General features: G+C 68.7%; 22 protein-coding genes and 1 tRNA gene. 15 read left to right on the plus strand and 8 right to left on the minus strand.

What is annotated here, in order from left to right; all coding sequences use genetic code 11:
• Nucleotides 1–43: 43 nt before the first annotated feature.
• The 4 genes from B7R21_RS03730 to B7R21_RS03745 are packed head-to-tail and all read left to right on the plus strand — an operon-like array spanning nt 44 to nt 3,902.
• Entirely contained in the window at nt 44–1,387 is a 1,344-nt protein-coding gene (locus tag B7R21_RS03730; protein WP_172592043.1) for a nucleotide sugar dehydrogenase, read from the plus strand.
• Nucleotides 1,384–2,379 (plus strand): glycosyltransferase, encoded by a 996-nt coding sequence (locus tag B7R21_RS03735; RefSeq protein WP_116281915.1) that lies wholly within the window; start codon nt 1,384–1,386, stop codon nt 2,377–2,379. Before B7R21_RS03730 ends, B7R21_RS03735 begins: the two co-directional genes overlap by 4 nt.
• Entirely contained in the window at nt 2,364–2,975 is a 612-nt protein-coding gene (locus tag B7R21_RS03740; RefSeq protein ID WP_116281916.1) for a YdcF family protein, read from the plus strand. Before B7R21_RS03735 ends, B7R21_RS03740 begins: the two co-directional genes overlap by 16 nt.
• A 33-nt stretch (nt 2,976–3,008) precedes the next feature.
• The gene (locus B7R21_RS03745) at nt 3,009–3,902 is read left to right on the plus strand and encodes a glycosyltransferase family 2 protein (protein ID WP_116281917.1); all 894 of its coding nucleotides are present in this window, start codon (nt 3,009–3,011) and stop codon (nt 3,900–3,902) included.
• Nucleotides 3,903–3,924: 22 nt separating this feature from the next.
• Here B7R21_RS03745 and B7R21_RS03750 read toward each other — a convergent pair whose 3' ends face one another.
• Nucleotides 3,925–5,349, minus strand: coding sequence for a phytoene desaturase family protein (locus tag B7R21_RS03750; protein WP_116281918.1), 1,425 nt, complete (start codon nt 5,347–5,349; stop codon nt 3,925–3,927).
• Nucleotides 5,350–5,482: 133 nt separating this feature from the next.
• Between B7R21_RS03750 and B7R21_RS03755 the strand changes: the two genes are divergently transcribed.
• Nucleotides 5,483–6,796, plus strand: a complete 1,314-nt coding sequence (locus tag B7R21_RS03755; protein WP_116281919.1) for a UDP-glucose dehydrogenase family protein — start codon at nt 5,483–5,485, stop codon at nt 6,794–6,796.
• A 28-nt stretch (nt 6,797–6,824) separates the two neighbouring features.
• Complete coding sequence (locus B7R21_RS03760) at nt 6,825–8,306, plus strand: malate:quinone oxidoreductase (RefSeq protein ID WP_116281920.1); 1,482 nt, start codon at nt 6,825–6,827, stop codon at nt 8,304–8,306.
• Between the two features lie 43 nt (nt 8,307–8,349).
• Here B7R21_RS03760 and B7R21_RS03765 read toward each other — a convergent pair whose 3' ends face one another.
• The 5 genes from B7R21_RS03765 to B7R21_RS03785 form a co-directional block, all read right to left on the minus strand.
• Nucleotides 8,350–9,780, minus strand: coding sequence for a polysaccharide biosynthesis tyrosine autokinase (locus B7R21_RS03765; protein WP_116281921.1), 1,431 nt, complete (start codon nt 9,778–9,780; stop codon nt 8,350–8,352).
• A gap of 75 nt (nt 9,781–9,855) precedes the next feature.
• Nucleotides 9,856–10,776: a nucleotidyltransferase family protein gene (locus B7R21_RS03770; protein ID WP_116281922.1), complete on the minus strand. Its 921-nt coding sequence runs from the start codon at nt 10,774–10,776 to the stop codon at nt 9,856–9,858.
• A gap of 25 nt (nt 10,777–10,801) precedes the next feature.
• Nucleotides 10,802–11,107: a PqqD family protein gene (locus B7R21_RS03775; protein ID WP_253259651.1), complete on the minus strand. Its 306-nt coding sequence runs from the start codon at nt 11,105–11,107 to the stop codon at nt 10,802–10,804.
• Between the two features lie 5 nt (nt 11,108–11,112).
• A complete protein-coding gene (locus B7R21_RS03780) occupies nt 11,113–11,820 on the minus strand; it encodes a hypothetical protein (RefSeq protein WP_172592044.1) in 708 nt (235 codons plus the stop codon).
• Nucleotides 11,821–11,833: 13 nt separating this feature from the next.
• The gene (locus tag B7R21_RS03785) at nt 11,834–13,426 is read right to left on the minus strand and encodes a polysaccharide biosynthesis tyrosine autokinase (RefSeq protein ID WP_116281925.1); all 1,593 of its coding nucleotides are present in this window, start codon (nt 13,424–13,426) and stop codon (nt 11,834–11,836) included.
• 120 nt (nt 13,427–13,546) lie between these two features.
• Here B7R21_RS03785 and B7R21_RS03790 point away from each other — a divergent pair, with 120 nt between their 5' ends.
• From B7R21_RS03790 to lepB, 4 genes are read left to right on the plus strand one after another with little or no spacing between them, the layout of a single operon-like run.
• Nucleotides 13,547–14,218 (plus strand): response regulator transcription factor, encoded by a 672-nt coding sequence (locus B7R21_RS03790; protein ID WP_116281926.1) that lies wholly within the window; start codon nt 13,547–13,549, stop codon nt 14,216–14,218.
• A gap of 51 nt (nt 14,219–14,269) precedes the next feature.
• On the plus strand, nt 14,270–15,571 hold the full coding sequence (locus tag B7R21_RS03795) for an alpha/beta hydrolase (protein WP_116281927.1): 1,302 nt from the start codon (nt 14,270–14,272) through the stop codon (nt 15,569–15,571).
• A gap of 35 nt (nt 15,572–15,606) precedes the next feature.
• Nucleotides 15,607–16,746 (plus strand): hypothetical protein, encoded by a 1,140-nt coding sequence (locus B7R21_RS03800; protein WP_116281928.1) that lies wholly within the window; start codon nt 15,607–15,609, stop codon nt 16,744–16,746.
• Nucleotides 16,743–17,447 (plus strand): signal peptidase I, encoded by a 705-nt coding sequence (gene lepB, locus B7R21_RS03805; protein ID WP_116281929.1) that lies wholly within the window; start codon nt 16,743–16,745, stop codon nt 17,445–17,447. The genes B7R21_RS03800 and lepB overlap by 4 nt, the downstream gene beginning before the upstream one ends.
• Here the strand turns inward: lepB and B7R21_RS03810 are convergent.
• Entirely contained in the window at nt 17,444–18,625 is a 1,182-nt protein-coding gene (locus B7R21_RS03810; RefSeq protein ID WP_116281930.1) for a hypothetical protein, read from the minus strand. The two genes, lepB and B7R21_RS03810, sit on opposite strands and share 4 nt — an antisense overlap.
• 115 nt (nt 18,626–18,740) lie before the next feature.
• On the opposite strand from B7R21_RS03810, the gene B7R21_RS03815 reads away from it, so the two are divergent.
• The 5 genes from B7R21_RS03815 (at nt 18,741) to B7R21_RS03835 (ending at nt 23,492) form a co-directional block, all read left to right on the plus strand.
• Entirely contained in the window at nt 18,741–20,162 is a 1,422-nt protein-coding gene (locus B7R21_RS03815) for a polysaccharide biosynthesis tyrosine autokinase (RefSeq protein WP_116281931.1), read from the plus strand.
• A 30-nt stretch (nt 20,163–20,192) separates the two neighbouring features.
• A complete protein-coding gene (locus tag B7R21_RS03820; RefSeq protein WP_116281932.1) occupies nt 20,193–20,864 on the plus strand; it encodes a hypothetical protein in 672 nt (223 codons plus the stop codon).
• A 55-nt stretch (nt 20,865–20,919) separates the two neighbouring features.
• Complete coding sequence (locus tag B7R21_RS03825) at nt 20,920–21,549, plus strand: copper resistance CopC family protein (protein WP_116281933.1); 630 nt, start codon at nt 20,920–20,922, stop codon at nt 21,547–21,549.
• A 208-nt stretch (nt 21,550–21,757) separates the two neighbouring features.
• Nucleotides 21,758–22,864 carry an Rv2578c family radical SAM protein gene (locus tag B7R21_RS03830; protein ID WP_116281934.1) on the plus strand — a complete coding sequence of 369 codons (1,107 nt, stop codon included), beginning with the start codon at nt 21,758–21,760 and terminating at the stop codon, nt 22,862–22,864.
• 19 nt (nt 22,865–22,883) lie between these two features.
• Complete coding sequence (locus tag B7R21_RS03835) at nt 22,884–23,492, plus strand: thymidine kinase (protein ID WP_116281935.1); 609 nt, start codon at nt 22,884–22,886, stop codon at nt 23,490–23,492.
• 102 nt (nt 23,493–23,594) lie between these two features.
• Here B7R21_RS03835 and B7R21_RS03840 read toward each other — a convergent pair.
• Nucleotides 23,595–23,668, minus strand: a tRNA-Pro gene (locus tag B7R21_RS03840).
• Nucleotides 23,669–23,745 lie beyond the last annotated feature (77 nt).

Raw genomic sequence — 23,745 nt, forward strand, 5'->3', positions numbered from 1 at the left:
GGGTGTTCATCCCTGCCTGCGTGTCAACTGTGAGGGGAACATCGTGAAGGTTGCTGTGATTGGGCTCGGATATGTCGGTTGCGTGACGGCCGCGTGCCTAGCCGACCTCGGCAACCAGGTCATCGGAATCGACCCGGTCGATGTGAAGGTCGCTGCGGTCAACGCCGGCCGCACCCCGATCGTGGAGCCGGGGCTCGACGAACTCGTCGCCGCCAATCACGCTGCCGGCCGGCTGAGTGCGACGACCGCGATCGAGGCCGTCGACGGCGTGGATGTCGCGATCGTCTGTGTCGGCACCCCCTCCGCCGAGACGGGTGAGCTCGATCTGCGCTTCGTGCGGGCCGTCGCCACGCAGCTCGGCGAGCGGCTGGCCGCGCGCACGGAGCCCCTCAGCATTGTGCTTCGCAGCACTGTTCTGCCCGGCACGACGCGCGACGTGTTCATCCCCCTCATCCAGGAGGCCTCGGGCCTCACCGAGGGCCAGGACTTCTTCGTCACCTTCACGCCCGAGTTCCTGCGCGAGTCGTCGGCGATCAGCGACTTCCAGAACCCGCCGATCACCGTCATCGGTGCGGAGAACCCGCGCTCGGCGGATGCTCCCTCCGAGCTGATGGGCGCTCTCGGCGTTCCCGTGCAGGTCGTCAAGACCGGCGTGGCCGAGGGCCTCAAGTACGCCTCGAACGCCTTCCACGCCGTGAAGGTCACCTTCGCCAACGAGATCGCGCGCCTGTGCCAGGCGACCGGGGTCGACGGGCGCGAGGTGATGAGCCTGTTCGTGCAGGATCGCGACCTGAACGTGAGCGCCAAGTACCTGCGCCCCGGCTTCGCCTTCGGCGGCTCGTGCCTGCCGAAGGACGTCAAGGCGCTGCAGCACCACGCCCGTTCGCTCGACGAGTCGGTTCCCCTCATCCAGAGCCTGAACGAGTCGAACGAGTATCACATCGCCCGCATCGTCGACACCGTGCGGTCGTACGGTGCCAAGTCGGTCGCCCAGATCGGGTTGTCGTTCAAGCCCTCGACCGACGATCTGCGGGAGAGCCCGTACGTCAAGGTCGCCGCCGCCCTGCAGGCGGAAGGAATCAGCGTGAAGGCCTACGACCCCATCGTGGATGTGCACCGCCTGGTTGGTGCGAACGCCTCGTTCGTGCAGGCCACCCTGCCGAACCTTGACCAGATGCTCACGGAGTCGGTGGCTGACTGCCTCGAGGGCGCCGACGTGATTCTGCTCGGTACCAACAACGCCGATGTCTGCGCCGAGGTGCTCGAACACGAGGCTGTGCCCGTCATCGACCTCTCGGGCATGCTCGCCCTGCGCGTCGAGACCGCGCTCCGCGGCCGTGACGTGCAGCCGGCCGGTGCCCTCGCCTACACGGGAGCCGCCTGGTGACCGGCGCCAAGCAGTTCGGCCCCGCGGTCTACCTCAGCTGGGTGTCGTGGAACGGCCGGAGCGCCGGCATGGCCGAAGGGCTCGGCATCGAGCCGGTCTACATCCACGGCGGCAAGGGCGTCTCCCTCCCGGTGCGCTACTGGCGCCAGTGGAAGCAGACGGGTGCCATGCTCCGCGCGAAGCGGCCGTCGACGGTGCTCGTCATGCAGCCCCCGTTCTTCTCCTTGTTGCGCGCCTGGATCTACACCCTCACCTCCGGCGCCAAGCTCGCGGCCGACATGCACACGGGCGCGTTCGACGACCCGCGCTGGAAGTGGGCGACCCCGTGGATCCTCCGGATCGCGCGCTCAGGGAACAACCGGGTGGTGCTGACGAACAAGCCCCTCGCTCGTCGTGCCGAGGCCAAGGGTGCGACCGTTCTGGTCTGCCACGGGTACCTCCGAACGTTCGTCGCCCCCGCGGATGAGACATTCGAAGACCCGGCCCTTGCCGCTGCGAGCGAAGGGCAGTTCGTTCTGGTGCCGCTCGCCTGGGCGTACGACGAACCGGTCGACGAGATCCTCGAGGCGGCGCGCCTGACTCCCGAGATCCGCTGGGTACTCACCGGCAAGGCGCCGCAGACGGCCCGTGACGCCGCCTCGGGCAACGTGACCTTCACCGGTTTCGCCGCCCGCAGCGACTACGAGATCCTCCGGGCACGGGCATCCGTCGTCGGAGCTATCACCACTGCCGAAGACACCATGCAGCGCTCGGGCTATGAGGCTCTCGAAGTGAACACCCCGCTCGTCACCAGCCCGATGGTCGTTCTGAAGGAGTACTTCGAAGACCGCGCGGTGTACGCCGAGCCGCGTGCCGCGTCGATCGCCGAGGCCATGCGCACCGCGCTCGAGAAGGGCGACACGCTCCGCGCCGGCATGGCCGACCTGCTGAAAACGAAGATCGTCGAGCAGGAGGAAGCCCTCTCGGCCATCAGGTCATGGATCAACGACTGAGCACTGCCTGGCAGTCCCTCCGCAGCCAGCCCCGGGGCGGCACCGCCCATCGGCTGGCGCGGAGGGTGCTCGCGGCGGAGGCGGTCGTCGTCGCACTGGTGCTGGTCTTCGTCATCGTCGGGCTGCCGCTCTACGTGTTCCCCCACACCGACGAGCCAACGAAGAAGGCGGATGCCGTCTTCGTTCTCGGCCCGCCGTCGCAGCCGCGCCTCGAGTTCGCCGAGAAGCTGATGGCCGACGGCTACGCGAAGACCCTCGTGCTCTCCATCAAACCGGAGCGCACCGAGGCCAACCGGGTGGCGGCGTGCGACGACGACCTCGGTTACAAGGTCAAATGCTTCATCGCCGACCCGAACACCACCCAGGGTGAGGCCGAGACGCTGCAGTCCCTGGCCGAGGCGAACAACTGGACGCACGTCATCGTCGTCACCTTCGACTCCCACATCACCCGCGCCCGGGTTCTGATGGAACGCTGCTACACAGGGACGCTCCAGATGGTGGCGGCTCCGAAGCGCTATCATCCGGTCGAGTGGATCCGCGAATACCTCTACCAGACGGGCGCCTTCGTGAAGGTCGCGCTCGACCCATCGTGCTGAGCATCCCGCCAGACGCAGAAAGGTGATCCGCTCATGACCGTGACCGTCAGTTGCATCATCCCCACGCACGCCCGCCCCGACTTTCTTAGCGAGGCGCTCGAGTCGGTCATCCGGCAGTCCCAGCCGCCGGAGGAGATCATCGTCGTGTCGGATGTCGACGACGATGCCACCGAGCAGCTCTGCCGGAGTATGGCGGAGCAGGGCTCGGTGCCCGTGTCGTACCTGCGGAACGCCTCTGTGGGTGGCGCCTCCGGCTCCCGCAATGCCGGCGCCGCGAAGGCCACCGGGGAGGTGTTCGCCTTTCTCGACGACGACGACAAGTGGAAGCCCGACTATCTGGCGACGGCGCTCGGCGAGCTCCGACCGGGTGTCGACGGGGTCGCGACGTGGATCCAGATGTTCCGCGGCGACCAGGTGGCCGCCGGCCTCGAGATCGCGCCCGGCCTCGAAGCCCGGCGCGCGGCATCCGAGAACCCGGGCGTCACGGGGAGCAACTTCATCGTGCGCCGGGCCCCGTTCGAGGCGATCGGCGGCTTCGACGAGAAGCTGCTCGTCAAGAACGACGGCGACTTCTTCTTCCGCTTCCTGCTGGCGGGTTTCTCGTACGCCGTCAACGCGCGAGCCGATGTGCTGCAGCGCAAGCACTCCTCGGGCCAGCTGACCGGGCGCACCGAGTTCCGCGCCCGCGGGCTCGAGGCCTACCTCGCGAAACACCGCGCGGTGTTGACGCTCGCCGACCGCCGGTCGATCCGGCTCTCGGCCAGCCGGATCCGGTTCCACGCGGCGACCAGCCGGCCGGCGAAGATCAAACAGCTCATGCTCGGCGCCCTCAATTCCTCGCCGGGCTCCCTGCTGTCGTCGGTGCGGGGCCGAAGCACGAAGGACTTCTGGATCACCGAGGGCTTCGGCACCGGCTCGAAGGGCTGACCTCCCGGGGGAGCGGCCCCGGTCAGGCCCGGATGCCGAACCGCTCGCTGAGCGCCCGGCGGGCGGCGTACCACCCCGGCAGTCCGCTCACCGAGGGGCCGGGAGAGGTCGACGACGAGCAGAGGTACACCCCGTCGATCGGGGTGTCCCACGGATGCGGCGAGACCACCGGGCGCTTGACCAGCTGAGTGAGGGTCACCGCGCCGCCCGAGATGTCGCCGCCCACGAGGTTCGGGTTCGCGCGCTCCATGCCGGCGGCGGTGCTGGTGGTGCGCGCGAGGATGGTGTCGCGGAAGCCGGGGGCCGATGCCTCGATGGTGTCGATGATCGCCTCGGACATGTCCCGGTCGGAACCCTTCGGCACGTGGGTGTAGGCCCAGACGGTGTGCTGGCCCTCCGGAGCCCGCGAGGCATCGAAGAGGGTCGGCTGGCTAAGCAGCACATAAGGATGATCGGGGTGCTTCCCCCGGCTCACCTCGAGTTCTGAGCGCGCGATGTCGGCCCGCGTGCCGCCGAGGTGCACGGTTCCGGTGCGCCGGAGCCCGGGGTTCGTCCACGGCACTGGGTCTCTCAGGGCAAGGTCGAGTTTGGCCACGCCGTTGCCGTAGCGGAACCGCGAGACGGCGCTGCGGTACGAGGCGGGCAGCTCGGCCATGTCGGCGAAGGCGCGCGGGCCGACGTCGAGCAGGGTCACGCGGCTGGCGGGCAGTTCGGCCAGCGACGTGATGCGCCGGCCGGTCTCGACGCTTCCGCCGTGCGCGACCAGGTCGTCGACGAGAGCGTCGACGATGCTCTGGCTGCCCCCCACCGGGATGGGCCAGCCGTAGGCGTGCGCGTAGGTCGCGAGGGTCATGCCGGTTCCCGAGGTGGCGAGCCCGGGCATCCGGCCCACCGAGTGCGCCGCCACTCCGGCGAGCATGGCGGGGGCCACGTCGCGCGAGAACCGCAGATTCCAGGCGGGGGTGCCCTGCTCGAGAGTACGGAGGCCGAAGCGGAGCGCATCGAGGGGGCTTCTCGGTATGCGCAGCAGGTTCGCGCCCGTGAACGAGGTCAGTGCGTCGACATGCTCGATGAGCGGGGCAAACAGTTGCCGCCAGGCCCGTCCGTCGGGCCCCAGGGCCTCGACGGCCCGGTCGAGATCGCGGTAGGCGAGCCCGGCGCGGCCGCCGGGCAGCGGGTGGCCATACGAGACCTCGGGAATCACCATCGGCACCCGTTCGGTGAGCCCGAACTGCTGGAAGAAGGGTGAGGCGAGGGCCATCGGATGCACGGCGGAACCGACATCGTGGAGGAACCCCGGCAGGGTGAGCTCCCGGGTCGCGGCAGCGCCGCCCACGTAGTCGGCCCCCTCGAAGACGCGCACCGAGAGGCCGGCGCGGGCCAGCGTGACCGCAGCGGCCAACCCGTTCGGGCCGGATCCGACCACGACGGCATCAACGTCGACCATGAGACTCCTTCGGGTGGCCCGGGCCCGGGCGGATCGGGCGCGGCCGGCTCGATGTGCATCGGACTCGTGCACCTGCTAAGAATAGATCGTCGTTCGCTCTGCGGAAGACGCTCACCACTAGGGGAATGTGCGAATGAAGCTTTCTGTCATCGGCTGTGGCTACCTCGGCGCCGTGCATGCGGCCGCGATGGCCGAACTGGGCCACGAGGTCGTCGGCATCGACGTCGACGAAAACAAGGTGCGCGCCCTCGCTGCGGGAACCGCGCCGTTCTTCGAGCCGGGCCTGCCCGAACTGCTGGCCTCGGGCGTCGCCTCGGGTCGCCTCTCCTTCACCACCGACATGTCGGCCGTCAAGGGCGCCCAGGTGCACTTCATCGCCGTCGGCACGCCGCAGAAGAAGGGTGAGAACGCCGCCGACCTGACCTACGTCGACTCCGCCGTCGACGCGATCATCCCCTTCCTCAGCCCGGGCGACCTCGTCGCCGGCAAGTCGACGGTGCCGGTCGGCACCGCTGCCCGCCTCGCCCAGAAGCTCGACGACGCCGGCTCCGGCGCGATGCTCGCCTGGAACCCCGAGTTTTTGCGTGAGGGCTTCGCCGTGGAAGACACGATCAGCCCCGACCGTCTCGTCTACGGCCTGCCGGCCGGCGACCAGACCGCGCCTGCTCGCGAGCTGCTCGACACGGTCTACGCCAACGCGCTCTCCCGCGAGACGCCCCTCGTCGTCACCGACTACGCCACCGCTGAACTCGTCAAGGTCTCGGCCAACGCGTTCCTCGCGACCAAGATCTCCTTCATCAACGCGATGGCCGAGATCGCCGAGGTCACGGGCGCCGACGTCACGCAGCTCGCGGACGCGATCGGCTACGACGCCCGCATCGGCCGGCGGTTCCTGAACGCCGGCGTCGGGTTCGGCGGCGGGTGCCTGCCGAAGGACATCCGCGCGTTCGCGGCTCGTGCAGACGAGCTCGGTCGCGGCGAGTCCGTCGCCTTCCTGAAGGAGGTCGACTCGATCAACCTCCGTCGCCGCCAGCGCGTCGTCGACCTCGTGGTCGACTCGTTCGGCGGAGCGATCTTCGGCAAGCGCGTCGCCGTTCTCGGTCTGGCCTTCAAGCCCGACTCCGACGACATCCGCGACTCGCCCGCTCTCGACGTCGCCGTCACCCTCAAGGGTCTCGGCGCCGACGTGATCGCCACCGACCCGGAGGCGATCGAGAACGCCCGGCGCGTGCATCCGCAGCTCGCCTATGAGAGCGACCTGCAGACGGCCGTCTCGGGCGCCGACGCGATCGTCGTGCTCACCGAGTGGAAGCAGTTCCGCCAGATCGACCCCGTCGCCCTGCTCGGCACGGTAACCACCCCCTACGTGGTCGACGGCCGCAACTGCCTCGACGCCGTCGCCTGGCGCGCAGCGGGTTGGACGTATCAGGGCCTCGGGCGCCCCTGACCCCCTTCGCGGCGCGTAAACTTGTGCCGTGAGCAATACAACAGAGCCCGTCGACGTCGTTCTCATCGGCGGCGGCATCATGAGCGCAACCCTCGGCGCCCTCATCAAACTGCTTCAGCCCGACTGGAGCATCGCGATCTACGAGAAGCTCGGGTCAGTCGCCCTTGAGAGCTCCAACCCGTGGAACAACGCGGGAACCGGGCACGCGGCGCTCTGCGAGCTCAACTACATGCCCGAGGCGGCCGATGGTTCGGTCGAGACCTCGAAGGCTGTGGCGATCAACGAGCAGTTCCAGGTGAGCCGGCAGTTCTGGTCGTTCCTGGTCGAGCAGGGTGTTCTGCCGGCGCCCGACACGTTCATCAATTCCACCCCGCACATGACGTTCGTCAAGGGCGAGGCGAACGTGAAGTACCTGCGCAAGCGTTACGAGGCGCTGGTGCACGAGCCGCTCTTCGAGGGCATCGAGTTCAGCGACGACCCTGCGGAGATCTACAGTTGGGCGCCGCTCCTGATGCGTGACCGTGCGAAGAACGAGGCCGTCGCGGCCACCCGGGTTCCGGTCGGTACCGACGTCGACTTCGGCTCCCTCACCTCACAGCTCGTCGCCTATCTGAAGGAGAACGGGGCCGAACTGCTGACCGAGCACCGGGTCAGTTCGCTGAAGAAGCAGCGCGACGGCCTCTGGAAGATCTCGGTGCGCCACCTCGTCGGGGGAACCCCGAGCGTCGTCACGGCCCGGTTCGTGTTCGTCGGCGCGGGCGGCGGTGCCCTGGGCCTGCTGCAGAAGGCCGGCATCCCCGAGATCAAGGGTTTCGGCGGCTTCCCGATCAGCGGCCAGTTCCTCCGCACCGACAACCCCGACGTCGTGCGTGAGCACCAGGCCAAGGTCTACGGCAAGGCGTCGGTGGGTGCGCCGCCGATGTCGGTTCCGCACCTCGACAAGCGCGTGGTCGACGGCCAGGAGTCGCTGCTGTTCGGCCCCTATGCGGGGTTCAGCCCGAAGTTCCTGAAGTCGGGCTCCTGGCTCGACCTGCCCCGATCGATCCGCCCCCACAACATTCTGCCGATGCTTGCCGTCGCCCGCGACAACCTCGGGCTGATGAAGTACCTGATCGGTGAAGTCTTCGCCAGCACGTCTGCCAAGGTGGATGCCCTGCGGGAGTTCATGCCGACGGCCGACCCGAAGGACTGGTACCTGATCACGGCGGGCCAGCGCGTTCAGGTGATGAAGAAGGACGCGAAGAAGGGCGGTGTGCTGCAGTTCGGCACCGAGGTCATCACCTCGAAGGACGGCTCGATCGCCGGGCTTCTCGGCGCTTCACCCGGCGCCTCGACCGCCGTGCCGATCATGCTCGACATTCTCTCGAAGTGCTTCCCCGACCAGTACGGCTCGTGGAAGAAGTCGCTGAAGAAGATGATCCCCTCGCTCGGCTCGACGCTGAACGACGACAAGCGCCGCGCAGAGGCCGAGATGAAGGCGACGGCAGCGGCGCTGGGCATCGGCGCTTGAGCCTGAGCCTGACCTAGGCTCAGGCTCAAGCCCAGGCCCAGGCTCAGGTCGCTTCGCGGAGCTTGCTCTTGCGGGCCTGCCGGGCCTCTTTCGGCGTCGGCGTGTTGTCGTCGTAGCCGTACTCGTAGCCGTACCCGTACCGGCCATAGCCATACGAGTCGGGCCCGCGGGTCGGCAGCATCGTGATGATGACGCCGGCCACCCCGGAGCCCACGTTCTTCAGCGCGGCGACGGAGCCGCGCACCTGACCGCGGTGCACCTTGCTCGCACCGACTACGAGCAGCGCCCCGGCGGTGTGCTTGGCGAGGATCGCGGCGTCGGTCACCGGCAGCAGCGGCGGGGAGTCGAAGAGCACGAAGTCGAAGCGTTCTTCGAGGGTCTCGATCAGCTGGATCATCGCCGGAGAGCTGAGCAGCTCGCTCGGGTTCGGGGGAACGCGACCCGCGGGCAGCACGAACAGCCCGTTGGCGCCCCACGGCTGCAGCACCTCGTCGAGTTCGGCCCGGCCCACGAGCACGTCGGTGAGACCCGCGCCTCCCTCGAGCCCGAGGTACTGGGCGACCCGGGGCTTCCGCAGGTCGGCATCGATCAGCACCACGCGGCTGCCGGCCGTGGCCGTGACGATAGCGAGGTTCGCGGTCGAGGTGCTCTTGCCCTCACCGGGGATCGAGGAGGTGATGACGAAGCTCCGCCGAGATTCCGGCGTCACGAGGAACTGCAGGTTCGTGCGCAGCGTGCGGAACGACTCGGCCCGCGGGCTCCGCGGGTCGTCGTGCACGACCAGCGGATGTTCGGCTGTGGAGGCGTCGTAGATGATGCCGCCCAGGATGGGTGCCTCGGCGACCTGCTCGACGTCGTGCTCGTTGCGCACGCGGGTGTCGAGGGTCTGCCGCAGCACCGCCGCGACCAGAGCGACGACGAGTCCCACCAGCGCTCCGAGCTCGATGTTCAGAGCGGTGTTGGGCGTCACCGGTGCAAGGGGCACCAGGGCATCCTGCAACACCGTGATCTTCACCGGTGAGGCGCTGCCGGTGCCGCCCGGCACGAGCGCGCCGACGGTCTCCTCGAAGCTGGTCGCCACCTGGTTCGCGATGGCCGCGGCGGCCTCCGGGGAGGGGTCGGTCACGCCGATGTCGACCACGACGGTGTCGGGCGAGGTCGTCGCCGAGACGTGCTTGGCGAGCTCGGCCGCGGTCGTGTTCAGTTTCAGCTCGTCGATGACGGGCTGGAGCACCGCCGGAGTGACCACCACATCGGTGTACGACTTCACCTGATTCTGCGTGAAGTTGCTGCCCTGCGTCAGGTCGCTGACGGTGCCGCCCGACTGAACGGAGATGAACACCTTCGTCGTGGCCTGGAACGAGGGCGTTGTCAGGATCGACACCAGGGAGCCGGCGGCGATGCCCAGCAGGATCAGCGCCAGGATCAGCACCCAGCTCTTCCGAAGGATGCGGAGGTAATCGTGAATGTCCACGGCGGTACCCTTTCAGGCCTCGGACGCGGGGCGGACCCCGGGTCGGCTCGGTCTGACCATGATGTCACACCCGCTTCAGCGGAGGGCCCTGGCGAACGACTTCGCCGCTCGGGGGATCTCTCTGAGCCCATGGGCCAGTCGCCGACGCCTGGCACGCGCCAAGGCGCGCCGGCCGGGCGGGATGTCGGGGTGGAGCCCGCGCATCTCGCGCTCCGACGGCACGACGGCGCGGAGGAGGATGCCCGCCTTCGCCCGCCACGGTGCGCTGCCGAGCGCCAGCAGCCAGGCTTCCGTGTACCCCGCGGTGCCAGCGTTCAGCCTCCACCGGCGGAGCGCTTCGGGGTGTGAGCCGTCGTGCGGGGCGGCGGGGTCGAGGGCGGTGAGCAGGGGCCGCGCGGTGTCGAGCGCTCCGAGCTGCCGGGCGCACTCGACCAGCGCGCTTGCATCGGCCCCCGGAAAGAGCGCCCGCGTCGCCTCGATCAGAGCCTGCAGGTCGCCCGGCCGCCGTTCCTTGCGTGGCCGCCGGAGCGCGTGCAGCGCGAGGATCAGCGCGGAGGGCGCGAGACCGGGGAGGTCGACGGCGATGCCGGCCAGGCTCCACTCGACACGGCCGTTCCAGAGCTGCTCAAAGACCTCGTTCCGGTCGGCCAGGAAGCCTGGCCAGTAGGTGTGCAGGTCGAGGTCGATCGGCCAGTCGGGGTGGTAGAGCGTGACCGAGTGCGGCTCGAGGAGATGGGGGCTTTCGGGGGTGAAGCGGGAGACCCAGCCGGACTTCTCTGCCGCGGCCCGCAGCGCGTCGACTCCGCCGGGCTCGACCAGCACATCGATGTCTGACGAGACCTTCGGGGCGCGGAGTTCGAGGTGAGCGGCGCCCGGGCCCTTCAGCAGCAGCACGCGCACGCCCATCTGCCGGGCGCGATCGGTGATCCACGCAGAACCGACAGCGACGGCATCCGATTGCGTGAGCGTCGTGCGCGGAATCTCGTCGGGGTGCATTCTTCGAGTCTACGAAGGGGTGGGTCTAGGCGCCGACGGCGGCCGCGCCCGGGCCGGTACGGCGCACCAGCCCGACGGTGACCAGCGAATCCACGAACGCCACGACATCCGCCTCCAGCTCCGTGGGTGCCCGCCCGTTCTTCTCGGCGAGACCGGCTACGAGCTCGGTCATCGTACCCGGGCGCTCCGAGATCGCCTCCCAGATCATCCGCCCGCTGCCGGCCAGCTCGACCGGCCGGCAACCGTCGACCTCGAGCGGCAGCAGCAAAACTCGGTCGGGGTGCTCGATCGAGGCGCTCCGCAGCGCCTCGACGATCGTGTCGGCCGCCATCTCGCTCACGCGCTCAGGCGCCCGGAGTTCCGCGCTTCGGCGACCCAGCCGACGATGTTCAGGGCGAGGTGCGAGGTGGCCAGGCTGATCTGCCGGCCCACAGCATCGTGCACCTGCTGGCTCTGCCGGTACGGGTCGGTCACGTCGTCCTCCGGCAGCAACTGCGCCCTGCTCCGGATGCGCGCCAGCTGCTGCACGTGCGGCCGGAGTGAATCGGCGAGGTCGGCCGCGGCGTCGGCGGGGAGCGCGCCCGGCACCTTTGTCAGGAGGGCGGCCTCGGCCAGGGCCGCGTCGGTCGCCGTCTCGACGAGCTCCACGCCGCCGCTCACCGAGAGGAGCTTCGAGAACTCGGTCAGGGTGAAGGTGCGCTGCAGGGCCCGGGGGTTCCGCTTGATCACCTCGTCGCGCTGGGCGCGGGTCATCGTCAGAACAAGATCGGCGTCGGCGACCATCGCCGAGCGGAGCTGCCGGGCGCGGAATTCGCCCGGCTGGCCACGGAAGTGCAGGGAGACGGCGGCGGCGTGCTCCTCCATCGGGGCACCGACCACGGCGCCGAGGCCCGCGCTCGACACGGTCGTCGACGCGTGCAGTCCGGCCTCACCGAGACGCGAGCGAAGCAGCTGTTCCGCCAGGGGGGAGCGGCAGATGTTGCCGGTGCACACCATCAGAACGGTGAAGGGTCGGGCGGGTTCGGACGATCCCCTGTTCGGCATGTGGTGCTCCATCTCAGCGGGCGGTCGGCTTCACCGGCTGCTCGTCGGGAACGCTCTCGGCGGTGTTCGGGGCGCTCTCCCTGACCGGGCGGGCGGCGCGGGCGGCACGGCGGGCGTGCGATTTCGGCAGCTCGGCCGGATCCGGAATCTGGTGCGGCACGTCGACTCCCTCGGGGTTGCCCGTCGAGGAATAGTAGTCGCCTTTGTAGGTGTAGCCGTAGTAGCCGCCCTCGCCGCCCTTCCGCGGAACGCGGTTCAGAATGACGCCGAGCGTGCGACCCTTCACCTTCTCGATGTTCTGCAGCGACTTGCCGAGCGCGTCGACCGTCGTCTTGCCGACGGAGGCGACGATGAGGGCGCCGTCGGTGCGGGCGGTGAGAATGGCGGCGTCGGTGACGGGGATGAGTGGTGGGGCATCCACGAGCACGATGGCGTCACGCGCCAGCTCGTTCAGCAGCGTGAGCATGGCCTTCGAGCCGAGCAGTTCACTGGGGTTCGGCGGGATCGCACCGGCGCCCATCACCTGCAGGCGCCCGGTGTCGCCCCAGGGCTGCAGAACGTCGTGGATCTCGGCGCGACCCACGAGAACATCGGTCAGGCCGACGCCCGGCAGCAGGTTGAAGGATGTCGCGACCGTCGGCCGGCGAAGGTCGCCGTCGACCACGACCACCCGCTGCCCCGAGGCGGCGATGGTGATGGCGAGGTTGGCCGTGATGGTCGACTTGCCGTCGCCGGCGAGCGAGCTCGTGACCACGATTATGCGCGGCGGGTTGTCCACATCCATGAACTGGAGGTTCGTGCGGAGCTCCCGCATCGCCTCCGAGACGGCGTCGTCGTCGGTGTGCCGGTCGGCGTAGTTCGTGCTGCTGGTTTCCTCGACGAGACGGTTCTTGTCGGTGAAGTTGCGGTCGAAGGGCACCGTTCCGACGACCGAGAGGCCGAACTCCTTCTCGACGCTCGCGACCGAGCGGATGCGACGGTCGAGGGTGTGCCGCACGAAGGCGTAGATGATGCCGATCAGCAGGCCGGCGAGCACTCCGATGATGATGGCGAGCTTCGTGTTCGGAAAGATCGGCGTGCTCGGCAGCACGGCCGAGTCGAGCGTCTGCAGGTTCACGATGGACCCGCCACCCGGGGTCGTACCGGGAGCGATGGAGGCGGCGTCGCCCGAGTTCTCGAGGATCTTCACCTGGGAGACCATGCCGGCGATCCAGGTCTCCGCGAGGGAGCGGGCGCCTTCGGGGGTCGAGCCCTGCGCGGTGATCTGCAGCACGGCGGTGTCGGTCGGGTTGGTGACCGAGATCTTGCTCACGAGCGCCTCGGGGCTGATCGAGAGGCCGAGCTGCTCGATGGCGTAGGTCGCGACCGCGCGCGACTTGGCCACGTTCAGATAGGACTTGACCCGCGATTTGGCGTAGTTGTCGCCCACGAGGGCCGAGCCGAGATCCTGGCTGACGCCGGTCGTGATGATGCCGCTCGCATCTGCGCTGTACACGCGCTGCTGCACGAGGGACCAGCCCGCAGCCGAACCGGCCCCGAGCGCCATGCAGATCAGGATGGCGATCCAGTGACCCCGCAGAATCCGTACGTAGCCCGACAGATCCATGTTTGCCCCCTGCACCGATCACTCCTCCGGAGCCGCGAGTGTAACACGCAGGGAGGGGGGCAGAGCCGCGGCCTCCCCTGACGGGGTGGTACATTGGCCTCCCTGTGAGGGAGGGTCACGATGAGCCATGAGCGCACCAAGAGAACGCCGCGCCGCATCCGGGTGCATGTGGTGCACGAGAGCCGCATGATGGCGGAGGCCATCAGTGTGAAACTCAAGTCGGCTCTGCCCGGTGCATCGGTCGACGGCTGGACCAAGTCGTGGCACACCTACCTCAACCGGGCGCAGGGCGTGGCCGATGTGGTGCTGCTCGACAACGAACTGGGTGACGGCGGCCCGACGTCCGTGAAGGTGCGCACTCTCGCCCGGAGCGGAACCGGCATCGTGGTGCTCGGCGGCTCGGAGTACGCGCCGGCGATCCGCCGTGTGCTGGCCGCCGGAGCGCACTCCTACATGGTGGCCGACGAGGGTTCGACCTCGATCGCCGCCGCGATCGCTGCCGCCTTCCGGGGCGAGACCTACGAGTCGGAGCTGCTCGGCCGCATCCTCGGTGCCCACGAAGCCACACCGGTGCCCGAACTCACCGCCCGCGAGCTCGAGATCGTCAGCATGTATCTGTCGGGCCCCGGTGCGTCGGTGCCCGAGACGGCGGAGCGCTTCGGGCTCTCTGCCGAGACGGTGCGCACCCACATCTCCCACGCCAGGCGCAAGTACGCCGGCGACGACCTGACTGCGGTGTCGAAGATGGAACTGCGCCGACGCATGATCCGGGACGGCTGGATTTTGGAATAGAGTGACGCCTGAGATCCCTCATCTGTCAAACCCCTGCGACGTGGAGCACTCTTGGGCACTGTTCTTCTGGGGCTGAACATCGTCAACGCGCCGCTGATCATCACCCTCTCGGTCATCAGCATCGGGCTGGTCGTCTTTCTGCTCGTGCGAGCGCCCACTACGCGCTGGGTGCTGACGGCGAGTCTCGGTGCCGTGGGCGGCGCGCTGGCGGGCACCGTCACCATCCTGGTCGCGGTGAACCTGCTCGACCTCTTCGGTACGCGCCTGAGCCCGATCGTCGAGATCTGGATCGTGCTGACCTTCACCGCCGTCGCCCTGGCGATCGTGAACCTCTGGCGCTCCCGCTGGCGCCGCAAGGTCGTCGCCCTCGTCGCCGTGCTCGTCTTCGTGCTCACCGGAACCCTTGGGGTGAACGCCGCGTTCGGTCTCAACAAGACGGTCGCGGCCTTCCTCGGGGTGACCAATGAGAAGCCGCTCGACCTGGGCGGCCGCACGGCCACGCCGACTCCCCAGCCCGACGACGGCACACCGCTCTACACCCGGTGGAGCCCGCCGGCCGGCATGCCCCAGACGGGCACCCTCGGCACCATCGACCTGCCGAACGCGGCATCCGGTTTCGTCGCGCGAACCGGCCTGGCGTACGTACCGCCGGCGGGGCTGGTCGCCGATCCGCCCGTGCTGCCGGTGATCATCCAGTTGAACGGCCAGCCCGGAAGCCCGGGCCTCGACGACCCGAAGGTGATTCTCGACGCGCTGGCGGCCAAGCACAACGGCCTCGGGCCGATCGTGGTGAACCCCGACCAGCTCGGCGATGACTCGAAGGATCCGCTCTGCCTCGACACCTCGATGGGCAACGTCGAGACGTACATCATGAAAGACGTCGTGCCGTGGGTGAAGGCGCACTTCGCCGTGTCGGCCGACCCGAAGGACTGGACGATCCTCGGCTTCTCCAACGGCGGCATGTGCGCCTCGTACTTCGGGGCGAAGTACCCGAACGTGTTCGGCAACTTCGTCGACCTCTCGGGTGACGAGCACCAGGGCGTCGACGACCGGTCGACCCTCAGCCGCGTCTTCGGCGGCGACCAGCAGGCCTACGAAGCGGTCTGGCCCACCACGATCATGGCCGAGAGCACCTACCCCGATTCGGTGGGCGTCTTCACGGTCGGCGAGACGGATGGGGAGGCCCAGCCCGGCGTGAAGAAGAACTACGACGCGGCCGTCGCCGCGGGCATCCACGCCAGCTACACCGAGATCGCGGGCGGTGGGCACGACAACACGGCGCTCGACGGAGGACTCTCGAAGGCCTACGACACCCTCTTTCCCCGCTGGGGTCTCAGCGCGCCGGCCCCATGACCCCCGGTGAAGAGGCGCGGCCTGAGCCTGGCCCCGTGCTCGTCGAACTCGTCGCTCTCGGGGTGGTGCTGACGGTCCGTTTCACGGGCTGCGCCGGGCACGAGATCGACGACTTCGTGCTTGCCTGGCAGCGCTGCGGCGCCCGGCGGTGCGAGACCCGGCAGGCGGGGTCGATCGTCATTGACGCGGTGGTGTGGGCGGCCGGGAACGCCGGGCACGAGGCGGGCGAGCCTGCGGGCACGGTGCCGCCGGCCGCCGAGCGTCTCGCCGCCGGCTCCTTCCGGGAGCTCAGCCATCACCTCTCCGGCCTGATCACGCGCTCGGCCATCGGCGCCCGGCGCGGTGAGCTCCTGATGCTGCACGCCGGTGCGGTGAGCAGCCGGGAGACCGGCGGGGTCATCGCCTTCATCGGCCCGTCGGGGCGGGGCAAGACGACCGCATCGACCGCGCTCGGCCGGCACTTCGGCTACGTCACCGACGAGACGGTGGCGATCGCAGACGGTCTCGCGGTGATCGCCTACCCGAAGCCGCTCTCGGTCAAACTCCCCGAGCCGGAGCCGTGGAAGAGCCAGGTCGCGCCCGGAGAGCTCGGACTCATCGAGCCGGGGGAGCCGCCGCTCCGGCTGGTCGGGCTCGTGATGCTCGACCGTCGGCCGAGCGGCTCTGCTGCCGTCGCCCGGGTGGCGCTCGCCGAGGCCGTCGAAGAGCTCGTGCCGCAGATCAGCTTTCTCGCCGAACGTCGCCGTGCGCTCCAGCACTTGGGCTCGGTTGTGGATGCCTGTGGCGGGCTTCATTCCGTGACCTACAGTGAGGCGGTCGACCTGCCGGCCGTCTTCGCCGAACTCTTCGAGCAGGCTTCCGGGCGGGCAGCCCTCGCCGAGCAGCCTGTGGGCCCGCACGACGCCCGGGCGCGCTACCGCTCCATCGTCGACGATGCCCTGCCCGACGGCTCGTCGCTCATCGTGCTGCAGGGCGGAACGGTGAGTGTTCTCGCCGGCATCGCGCCGGTGCTGGTGACCGAGGCCGCCGGCACCGGTCGCTTCTTCGGCGAGCTGGTCGAGGCTGTGCGGGCTGCGCACGGCGAGCCGCCCGCGGGTGACGCGGTCGAGGCGGTGGCGAACGCGATCGACGAGCTCGTCGGTGCCGGCCTGCTCGAACGGTCGGATGCGCTGTGACCCGCGGGAACACAGCCCGGCCCGGGCGCCTGAGACGCATCACCGGCAGCGTCTGGTTCAACCTGCTCGCCGCGATCGTGGTGCTCGCGGTCGTGCAGGCGTTCGTCGTCAAGGTCTATTACGTGCCGTCGGGCTCGATGCAGAACACCCTCGAGATCGGCGACCGGGTGATCGTCGACCGGTTCGGCAGCCACTTCGGTGACCCGAGCGACGGAGACGTGGTCGTCTTCACTGCATCGGAGCTCTGGGGAGATGTGCCGGCGGCGCCGTCGAACCCGTTTGTCTACGCCGTCAGATGGCTCGGCGGTGTGGTGGGTGTCGGCCCCGACCTGACCCACACTCTCGTCAAGCGGGTCATCGCGGGCCCCGGCCAGACGGTCTCGTGCTGCAGCCCCGACGGGCGGGTGCTCGTCGACGGGGTGCCCCAGAACGAACCGTACATCTTCGCGGACTACCCGTTCGAAGCCGGTGCGTTCGACTGCAGCACAACACCGAAGTCCCTGCGCTGCTTCGACGAGGTGGTCGTTCCGGCCGGGCAGTACTTCGTGCTCGGCGACCACCGTTCGAACTCCAACGACTCGATCTTCGCCTGTCGCGGCGGGGGAGGGCCGCCGGGCTGCCTGAAGATGGTCGGTCGCGACGACATCGTGGGCCGGGCGTTCGCCATCGTGCTGCCGCCCGGGCGCTGGTCGGGACTCTAGAGGCCGGGCAGGCCGAGGTCGAAGCGCAGCTGCTTGCCGGCGGTCGGAGCGAGCGGCGGCAGGCTCAGGCCATACTGCGGAGCCGCCGTTTCGTCGGGTGCCCCGTGTTCGAACACCTCGAAGCGGTTCGCGTCCGGAACGGCATCCGGGGCGCTCGCACGACCGACCAGCGACAGCAGGAAATTTCGCACCGGGCCGACGGCGTGGCTGGACTCTGTGCCGATCGGGGCCAGGCCGAGCGCGAAGCGGTCTGCCGCGGGGGAATCCGATGCACGCCCACGGGCGGCGAAGGGCAGTGCCAGGGCAGAGCCCGCAGCGGCCTGCGCGGGAGCCGTGGGGGCGAAGCCGAGCGCCAGTGACGGCGCGTCAGCGTTTTGCTGCGGCGCCCGGTCGCTCCAGGGGAAGGTGACGCCTGCCGAACCGTGGCTGTGCAGACGGTGCGAACCGAAACCCGCGGAACCGAGGAGGCTCTCGCCGGGCCGGTTCTTCGGGTAGCGGATGCGCCTGACGCGCCACCGGGTGAAGAGATAGGCGGCGACCCCGCCCAGCAGGAGCAGAGCGGCAATGACCCCGGCGACGGCGAACGGGAAGGCGTCGCGTGCCGTGCTCGCCGAAGCCGGCGGGTAGAACGGGAGGTTGATGACGGGAGCGGGCTCCGCGGTCTGCGTCACGACGGGAACCGGAGCGATGGTCGCGGTCTCCGTCGGCGTGGGGGTCGGTGTGACCTCCTCCTCTTCGACGTAGTCGTCGTCAGAGGTGTCGGACTCCTCGGGGTCGGGCACGAACGTCTCGACGGGCACGGGTACCGGCTCGGCCGACGGCACCGGATCGATCGGGATGACGGGCTCGACGGTCGGCTGCGGGTCGACGGTCGGCACCGGATCAGGGTCAGGCACAGATGTGGTCGGCGGGTCGGTCGGCGTCGGCGGGTCTGTCGGCGTCGGCGGCTCGGTCGACACAGGCGGCTCGGGCTGGTCGGTCGGCACCGGCACCGGCGCGGGAAGCGCGGTGTCGTCCGTGCGCACACCGAGCGACGCGACGACGGCCGTGCCACTGGTCGAGCTGCTGTTCGCCGCAGAGGCCGCGACAGCACTTCCGAACGTCAGAACGACAAGCAGAAGCAGGGCGACCGCGACGGCTGCGGGTGCGCGGAGACTTCTCTGACGGTGCCGATACATCTGATCATCCTCCCACATGCTGAGCTGTCAATTGGGTGGATGAGTCTGCTCGAATGTATAGTTTCAACCGATCGGCGGGGAATCGGCCGGCCTGACTGGGAGAGGGCTCTGGCCTGTGACATTAGAAGCGTACATTCGGATCATTCGCAAGGGATGGATCCTGGTCGTCGTTTGCGCTCTCATCGGCATCGGTGCCGGAGCTGCAGCGGCGATCCTGACGACTCCCCAGTACCAGGCGACCACGACGATGTACGTTTCCGTGCAGACCTCCGACCAGCCGAGCGTCAACGACCTCAGTTCGGGTAACTCGTACGCACTGGCGAAGGTGAAGTCGTACGTCGACATCATCACCAGCGCTTCCGTGCTCGACAACGTGGTCTCCGACCTCGATCTCTCGATCACCAGCCGGCAGCTCGCGTCGAAACTCTCGGCCTCGTCGCCGACCGGAACGGTCATCATCGAGCTGACCGCCACCGATCCGAACCCGCAGACGGCCGCCAACATCGCGAACGCCACGGCTGACAGCTTCAGCAACTCGGTCATCAACCAGCTCGAGACCCCCGAGGGCAGCACGGCCAGCCTGGTCAAGGTGCAGGTCGTCGACAAGGCCCTGCCGGCTGCGGCACCGGCCAGCCCGTCAGTTCCGCTCGACCTGCTCTTCGGCTTCATTGTCGGCCTCGTCTTCGGCGTCGCCGCCGCCTTCCTCCGCTCGACGCTCGACACCCGTGTTCGCGGCGTGCACGACGTCGCCGCGGTCTCCGACGCTCCGCTCATCGGTGGCATCAGCTTCGACCCGGAGTCGAACACCCACCCGCTGCTCGTGCACACGGATCCGCGGAACCCGCGCGCAGAGGCCTTCCGGGCGCTGCGCACCAACCTGCGCTTCGTGAACGCCGGTTCCGACAACCGTGCGTTCGTGGTCACCTCCTCCATCGCCGGTGAGGGTAAGAGCACCACCTCCGCCAACCTGGCCCTGGCCCTGGCCGAGACCGGCGTGCGCGTCGTGCTGATCGACGGCGACCTGCGGAAGCCCCGCCTGGCCGAGTACATGGGTCTCGAGGGTGCCGTCGGCCTCACCGACGTTCTCGTCGGCAGCGTGCCGCTGGCCGACGTGCTGCAGCGCTGGGGCAACCGGGAGCTCTATGTGCTGCCGGCCGGCCGCATTCCCCCGAACCCGAGCGAGCTGCTCGGCTCCGACGCGATGCAGAACCTCCTGCAGGCGCTGAACGAGCAGGTCGACTACGTTCTCATCGACGCGCCGCCTCTGCTGCCCGTCACCGACGGCGCGATCATCTCCAGCATGACGGCCGGTGCGATTCTGGTCGCCGGTTCCGGCAAGGTGAAGAAGACCGAGCTCGCCCGTGCGCTGAACTCCCTGACCAGCATCAACAGCAAGGTTGTGGGCGTCGTGCTGACGATGCTGCCGAACAAAGGCCCCGATTCCTACAACAACGAGAAGTACGGCTACTACGGCGCAGGCCCCGTCGAGGAGGAGCCGGAAAACGCCCCGGCCCGCCGTCGTCGCGGTCGCAAGTAGGCCCTTTCTGCGCAAAATAGACTGGCTGGTGTGAATATACGGCCGGCTCGCGTCCTCCGCGGGCTGGCCTCTGCCTTCATCGCGGTGTTCGTCTCCGTGCTCTCGCATGTCGCCGGTGGGGGAGGGTCTCCCGGTGCTGTCGGCACCGCGCTGGCCTTCGCGTTCTCCAGCGTCGTCTGCGTGGCCTTCGCCGGCCGGTCGCTCTCCCTGCTGCGACTCTCGATCTCGGTCATGTCGAGCCAGGTCATCCTGCACACCCTGTTCACCGTCGGTGCGGCAAGCACGGCGACGGTCGCCGTGGGCACGATGCAGCACCATGGCGGCGGGTTGCTGATCGTCTCCGACGCCGTTGGCGGTGTATCCGGTGACGCCGGCGGTGCGATGGCGGGTGGCCGGGAACCGATGCTGCTGGGAGCCCTGACTGCCCAGCTGTGCTCCGGCATGTGCATCGCGCATCTCGCCGCCGCACTCGTCACCATTCTGGCGCTCAGGCGAGGTGAGAGGGCTTTCCGGGGCCTCGTGGCCCTCGCCGGCCTTCGGTTTCGGCGTCTGCTCCGGCCTCTCTTCGTCGAACCGACTCCCGTCACACGCGTCGACAGAGCAGAGTGGTCGATCGTCCGCGATCACCACCGCGACCTGGGCGTGTTCCTGCAGAGCGTGTGGCGGCGTGGTCCTCCCGTGTGTGCGCGTTTCGCCCACTGATTCCACACACAGAACATCGGTTGAGCCACGCGTTGCCGAAGAGAAGGAACCACGCATGAAGAAGATCTCCGTCCTGCGCGCAGGAACGGCTGCAGCGGCACTCGCGGTCGCCGTCGGACTGGCCGTGCTGCCCGCCGGCAGCGCCTCGGCGCACGACTTCCTGGTCAGCAGTTCGCCCGCTGCAGGTTCGACCGTCACGGCGCCGCCCAGCAACGTGAGCCTGACGTTCAACGACCTCGTGCTCGATCTGTCGGGTGACGGGTCGTCGTCGATCGTCGAAGTCACGGGACCGGATGCCACGACCACTCATTTCGAAACAGGATGCGCGAGCATCCTGGGCCGGACGGTGAGCGTGCCGGTCGCCCTCGGAGATGCCGGGGTCTATGCGCTGAGTTGGCAGATCGTCTCCTCCGACGGGCACCCGGTGAGCAATTCGATCACGTTCACGTACGCACCGCCGGCGGGCGCGGTGGCGGCTGCGGGCACGGCTGCGGCGCCGGACTGCGGGCGGGCGGGCACCAGCACGCTCGGTGCACTTCCGTCGACGACCACCAGTGCCAGTGATGGCGCAGCAGGCTGGTTGATCCTCGCCGTCGCCGGAGGAATCGTGGTGCTCGCCGTGCTCGCGGTCGGTGTCGTGCTCCTCGTTGCGCGGCGCAGAGGGAAGTCGGAAGAAAAGTCCTGACCGGGGCAATCCGGTCTCACGGATGCTCCGAATAACGTGTTGTAGGGCATCCGGTGACCAACTGCGATGGGAACCATCGCCCTACATGTTCAGAGGCTGAGCGTTCTCTGCGGTTGACACCCCTCACCGCAGAGGGCGCTTGGTTTCGTTAACGGCTGCCGTGGTTCTGCAGCTTGCCAAACATTCGAATGTATGTTCGACTGGCTCCATGAGATGGAGCGGCCAGCAACTCGGTGTGGAGAGCACTTCTGCGCTGCCCGGTCTCGCCCAGCTCGACAACCTGGTGCGCTCCGTGACGACGCCCGAGTTCGCAGGCATCACGTTCCATGAGGTGCTGGCGAAGACGGCGCTGAACCAGGTTCCCGGCCAGAGCCGCATGCCATTCAGCTACACCATCAACCCGTACCGGGGCTGTACCCACGCGTGCACGTACTGCTTTGCGCGGCCCACCCACACCTACCTCGATCTCGATTCCGGGCAGGATTTCGACAACCAGATCGTCGTGAAGGTGAACGTCGCCGAGGTGCTGGCCCGGGAGCTCGCGAAACCGTCGTGGGGGCGACACCCCGTGGCGCTCGGTACGAACACAGACCCCTACCAGCGGGCGGAGGGGCGGTACCGGCTGATGCTTGGCATCATCCGTGCCCTCGCAGAATCGGGTACGCCGTTCTCCATCCTGACCAAGGGCACGTTGCTCCGGCGAGACCTCCCGCTGCTGGTCGAGGCCCAGCGCTCGGTGAGCGTCGACGTGGCGATGTCGATCGCCGTGTACGACGATGAGCTCCAGCAGTCCGTCGAGCCCGGCACGCCGTCGGCGAAGGCTCGGCTGGCGACCGTCCGCGCGGTTCGCGACGCCGGCATCGACTGCTCGGTCTTCGTGATGCCGGTGCTGCCTCACCTGACCGACACGACGACGCACCTCGACGGTGCGCTGGCGCTGGTGAAGGAGGCGGGCGCGACGAGCGTGCTCCACTCTGCCCTGCACCTCCGGCCGGGGGTGAAGCCGTGGTTCCTCGAATGGCTGGGGCGCGAGCATCCGGAGCTCATCGATTCCTACCGGTCGTTGTACCCCGGCACGAGCGCGTACGCGCCCAAGGAGTACCGCCAGTGGCTCGGGCGACGGATCGCCCCGCTGGTGGCACGCCACGGGCTGGCACGGGGCGTGGAGGATCCGGCGACCGGGGGAGTGCGTTCCAGGGCGCTCGGGCTGCTGCCGCAGATGGATGACGAGCGCACGTTCACTCCCCGCCGTCCGGGCGTCCCGGCAGCGGGCGGCACCGGTGCAGGTGGGGCGTCCGCCCCGACCCTGTTCTGACGACGCCTAAGGTTGTCTGGTGGCAAAACTCTATTTTCGGTACGGCGCGATGAACAGCGGCAAGAGCACGGCGCTGCTCCAGGCCGCCTACAACTACGAGGAGCGCGGGCACCGCGTGCTCATCGCGAAACCGGCGACCGACACGAAGGGCGACCGCTCGATCGTCTCGCGCCTGGGTGTCGTTCGCGATGTCGACTTCCTGGTGGCACCGCAGCAGGGTCTGCGTGATGTGTTCCTCGCGGAACGGGAGCGTTTCCGCGAGGCTGGCGCGGGCGACGTCAGCTGCCTGCTGGTCGACGAGGCGCAGTTCCTCACGGCGGGGCAGGTCGACGACGCTCTCCGCATCGCCCTCATCGACGATGTGCCGGTATTGGCATACGGGATCCGCACCGACTTTCTGACGGCCGCCTTCCCCGGCAGCGGACGGCTGCTCGAGGTCGCGCACAGCCTCGAAGAACTGAAGACGATCTGCCGCTGCGGCCGCAAAGCGATCTTCAACCCGCGGAAGGTCAATGGCCACTTCGTCTTCGACGGCGACCAGGTGGCGATCGACGGCGACGAGGTCACCTATGAGGCCCTCTGCGGCGTCTGCTACCTCGAGGAGAGCGACGGCCGTCTCTCGGCCTGACCAGCCCCCGTCGGCCTGACGGTCCGCTCAGACACCGCCCACAACCGAAAAGAGGAAGGCCCCCGCAGGGGACTTCCTCTTTTCATTCTTTAGCAAACACGGTCGGGGTAACAGGATTTGAACCTGCGACCTCGTCGTCCCGAACGACGCGCGCTACCAAGCTGCGCCATACCCCGATCGTCACACTCACCGGCGCGAACCGGCTCGAACAACCTACTTAGAATAGCCGACTTTTTGAGGGTCCGCGACCGCC

Source organism: Subtercola boreus (assembly GCF_003399625.1).
Taxonomy (GTDB): domain Bacteria; phylum Actinomycetota; class Actinomycetes; order Actinomycetales; family Microbacteriaceae; genus Subtercola; species Subtercola boreus_C.

Bases quoted from the DNA above. Each gene is read 5' to 3' on its own strand.
- B7R21_RS03770 (WP_116281922.1), bottom strand. From the start codon at position 10,776: ATGCACCCCGACGAGATTCCGCGCACGACGCTCACGCAATCGGATGCC.
- B7R21_RS03775 (WP_253259651.1), bottom strand. From the start codon at position 11,107: ATGGCGGCCGACACGATCGTCGAGGCGCTGCGGAGCGCCTCGATCGAG.
- B7R21_RS03750 (WP_116281918.1), bottom strand. From the start codon at position 5,349: ATGGTCGACGTTGATGCCGTCGTGGTCGGATCCGGCCCGAACGGGTTG.
- B7R21_RS03810 (WP_116281930.1), bottom strand. From the start codon at position 18,625: ATGTATCGGCACCGTCAGAGAAGTCTCCGCGCACCCGCAGCCGTCGCG.
- B7R21_RS03825 (WP_116281933.1), top strand. From the start codon at position 20,920: ATGAAGAAGATCTCCGTCCTGCGCGCAGGAACGGCTGCAGCGGCACTC.
- B7R21_RS03790 (WP_116281926.1), top strand. From the start codon at position 13,547: ATGAGCCATGAGCGCACCAAGAGAACGCCGCGCCGCATCCGGGTGCAT.
- B7R21_RS03740 (WP_116281916.1), top strand. From the start codon at position 2,364: ATGGATCAACGACTGAGCACTGCCTGGCAGTCCCTCCGCAGCCAGCCC.
- B7R21_RS03745 (WP_116281917.1), top strand. From the start codon at position 3,009: ATGACCGTGACCGTCAGTTGCATCATCCCCACGCACGCCCGCCCCGAC.
- B7R21_RS03755 (WP_116281919.1), top strand. From the start codon at position 5,483: ATGAAGCTTTCTGTCATCGGCTGTGGCTACCTCGGCGCCGTGCATGCG.
- B7R21_RS03780 (WP_172592044.1), bottom strand. From the start codon at position 11,820: ATGCCGAACAGGGGATCGTCCGAACCCGCCCGACCCTTCACCGTTCTG.
- B7R21_RS03830 (WP_116281934.1), top strand. From the start codon at position 21,758: ATGAGATGGAGCGGCCAGCAACTCGGTGTGGAGAGCACTTCTGCGCTG.
- B7R21_RS03785 (WP_116281925.1), bottom strand. From the start codon at position 13,426: ATGGATCTGTCGGGCTACGTACGGATTCTGCGGGGTCACTGGATCGCC.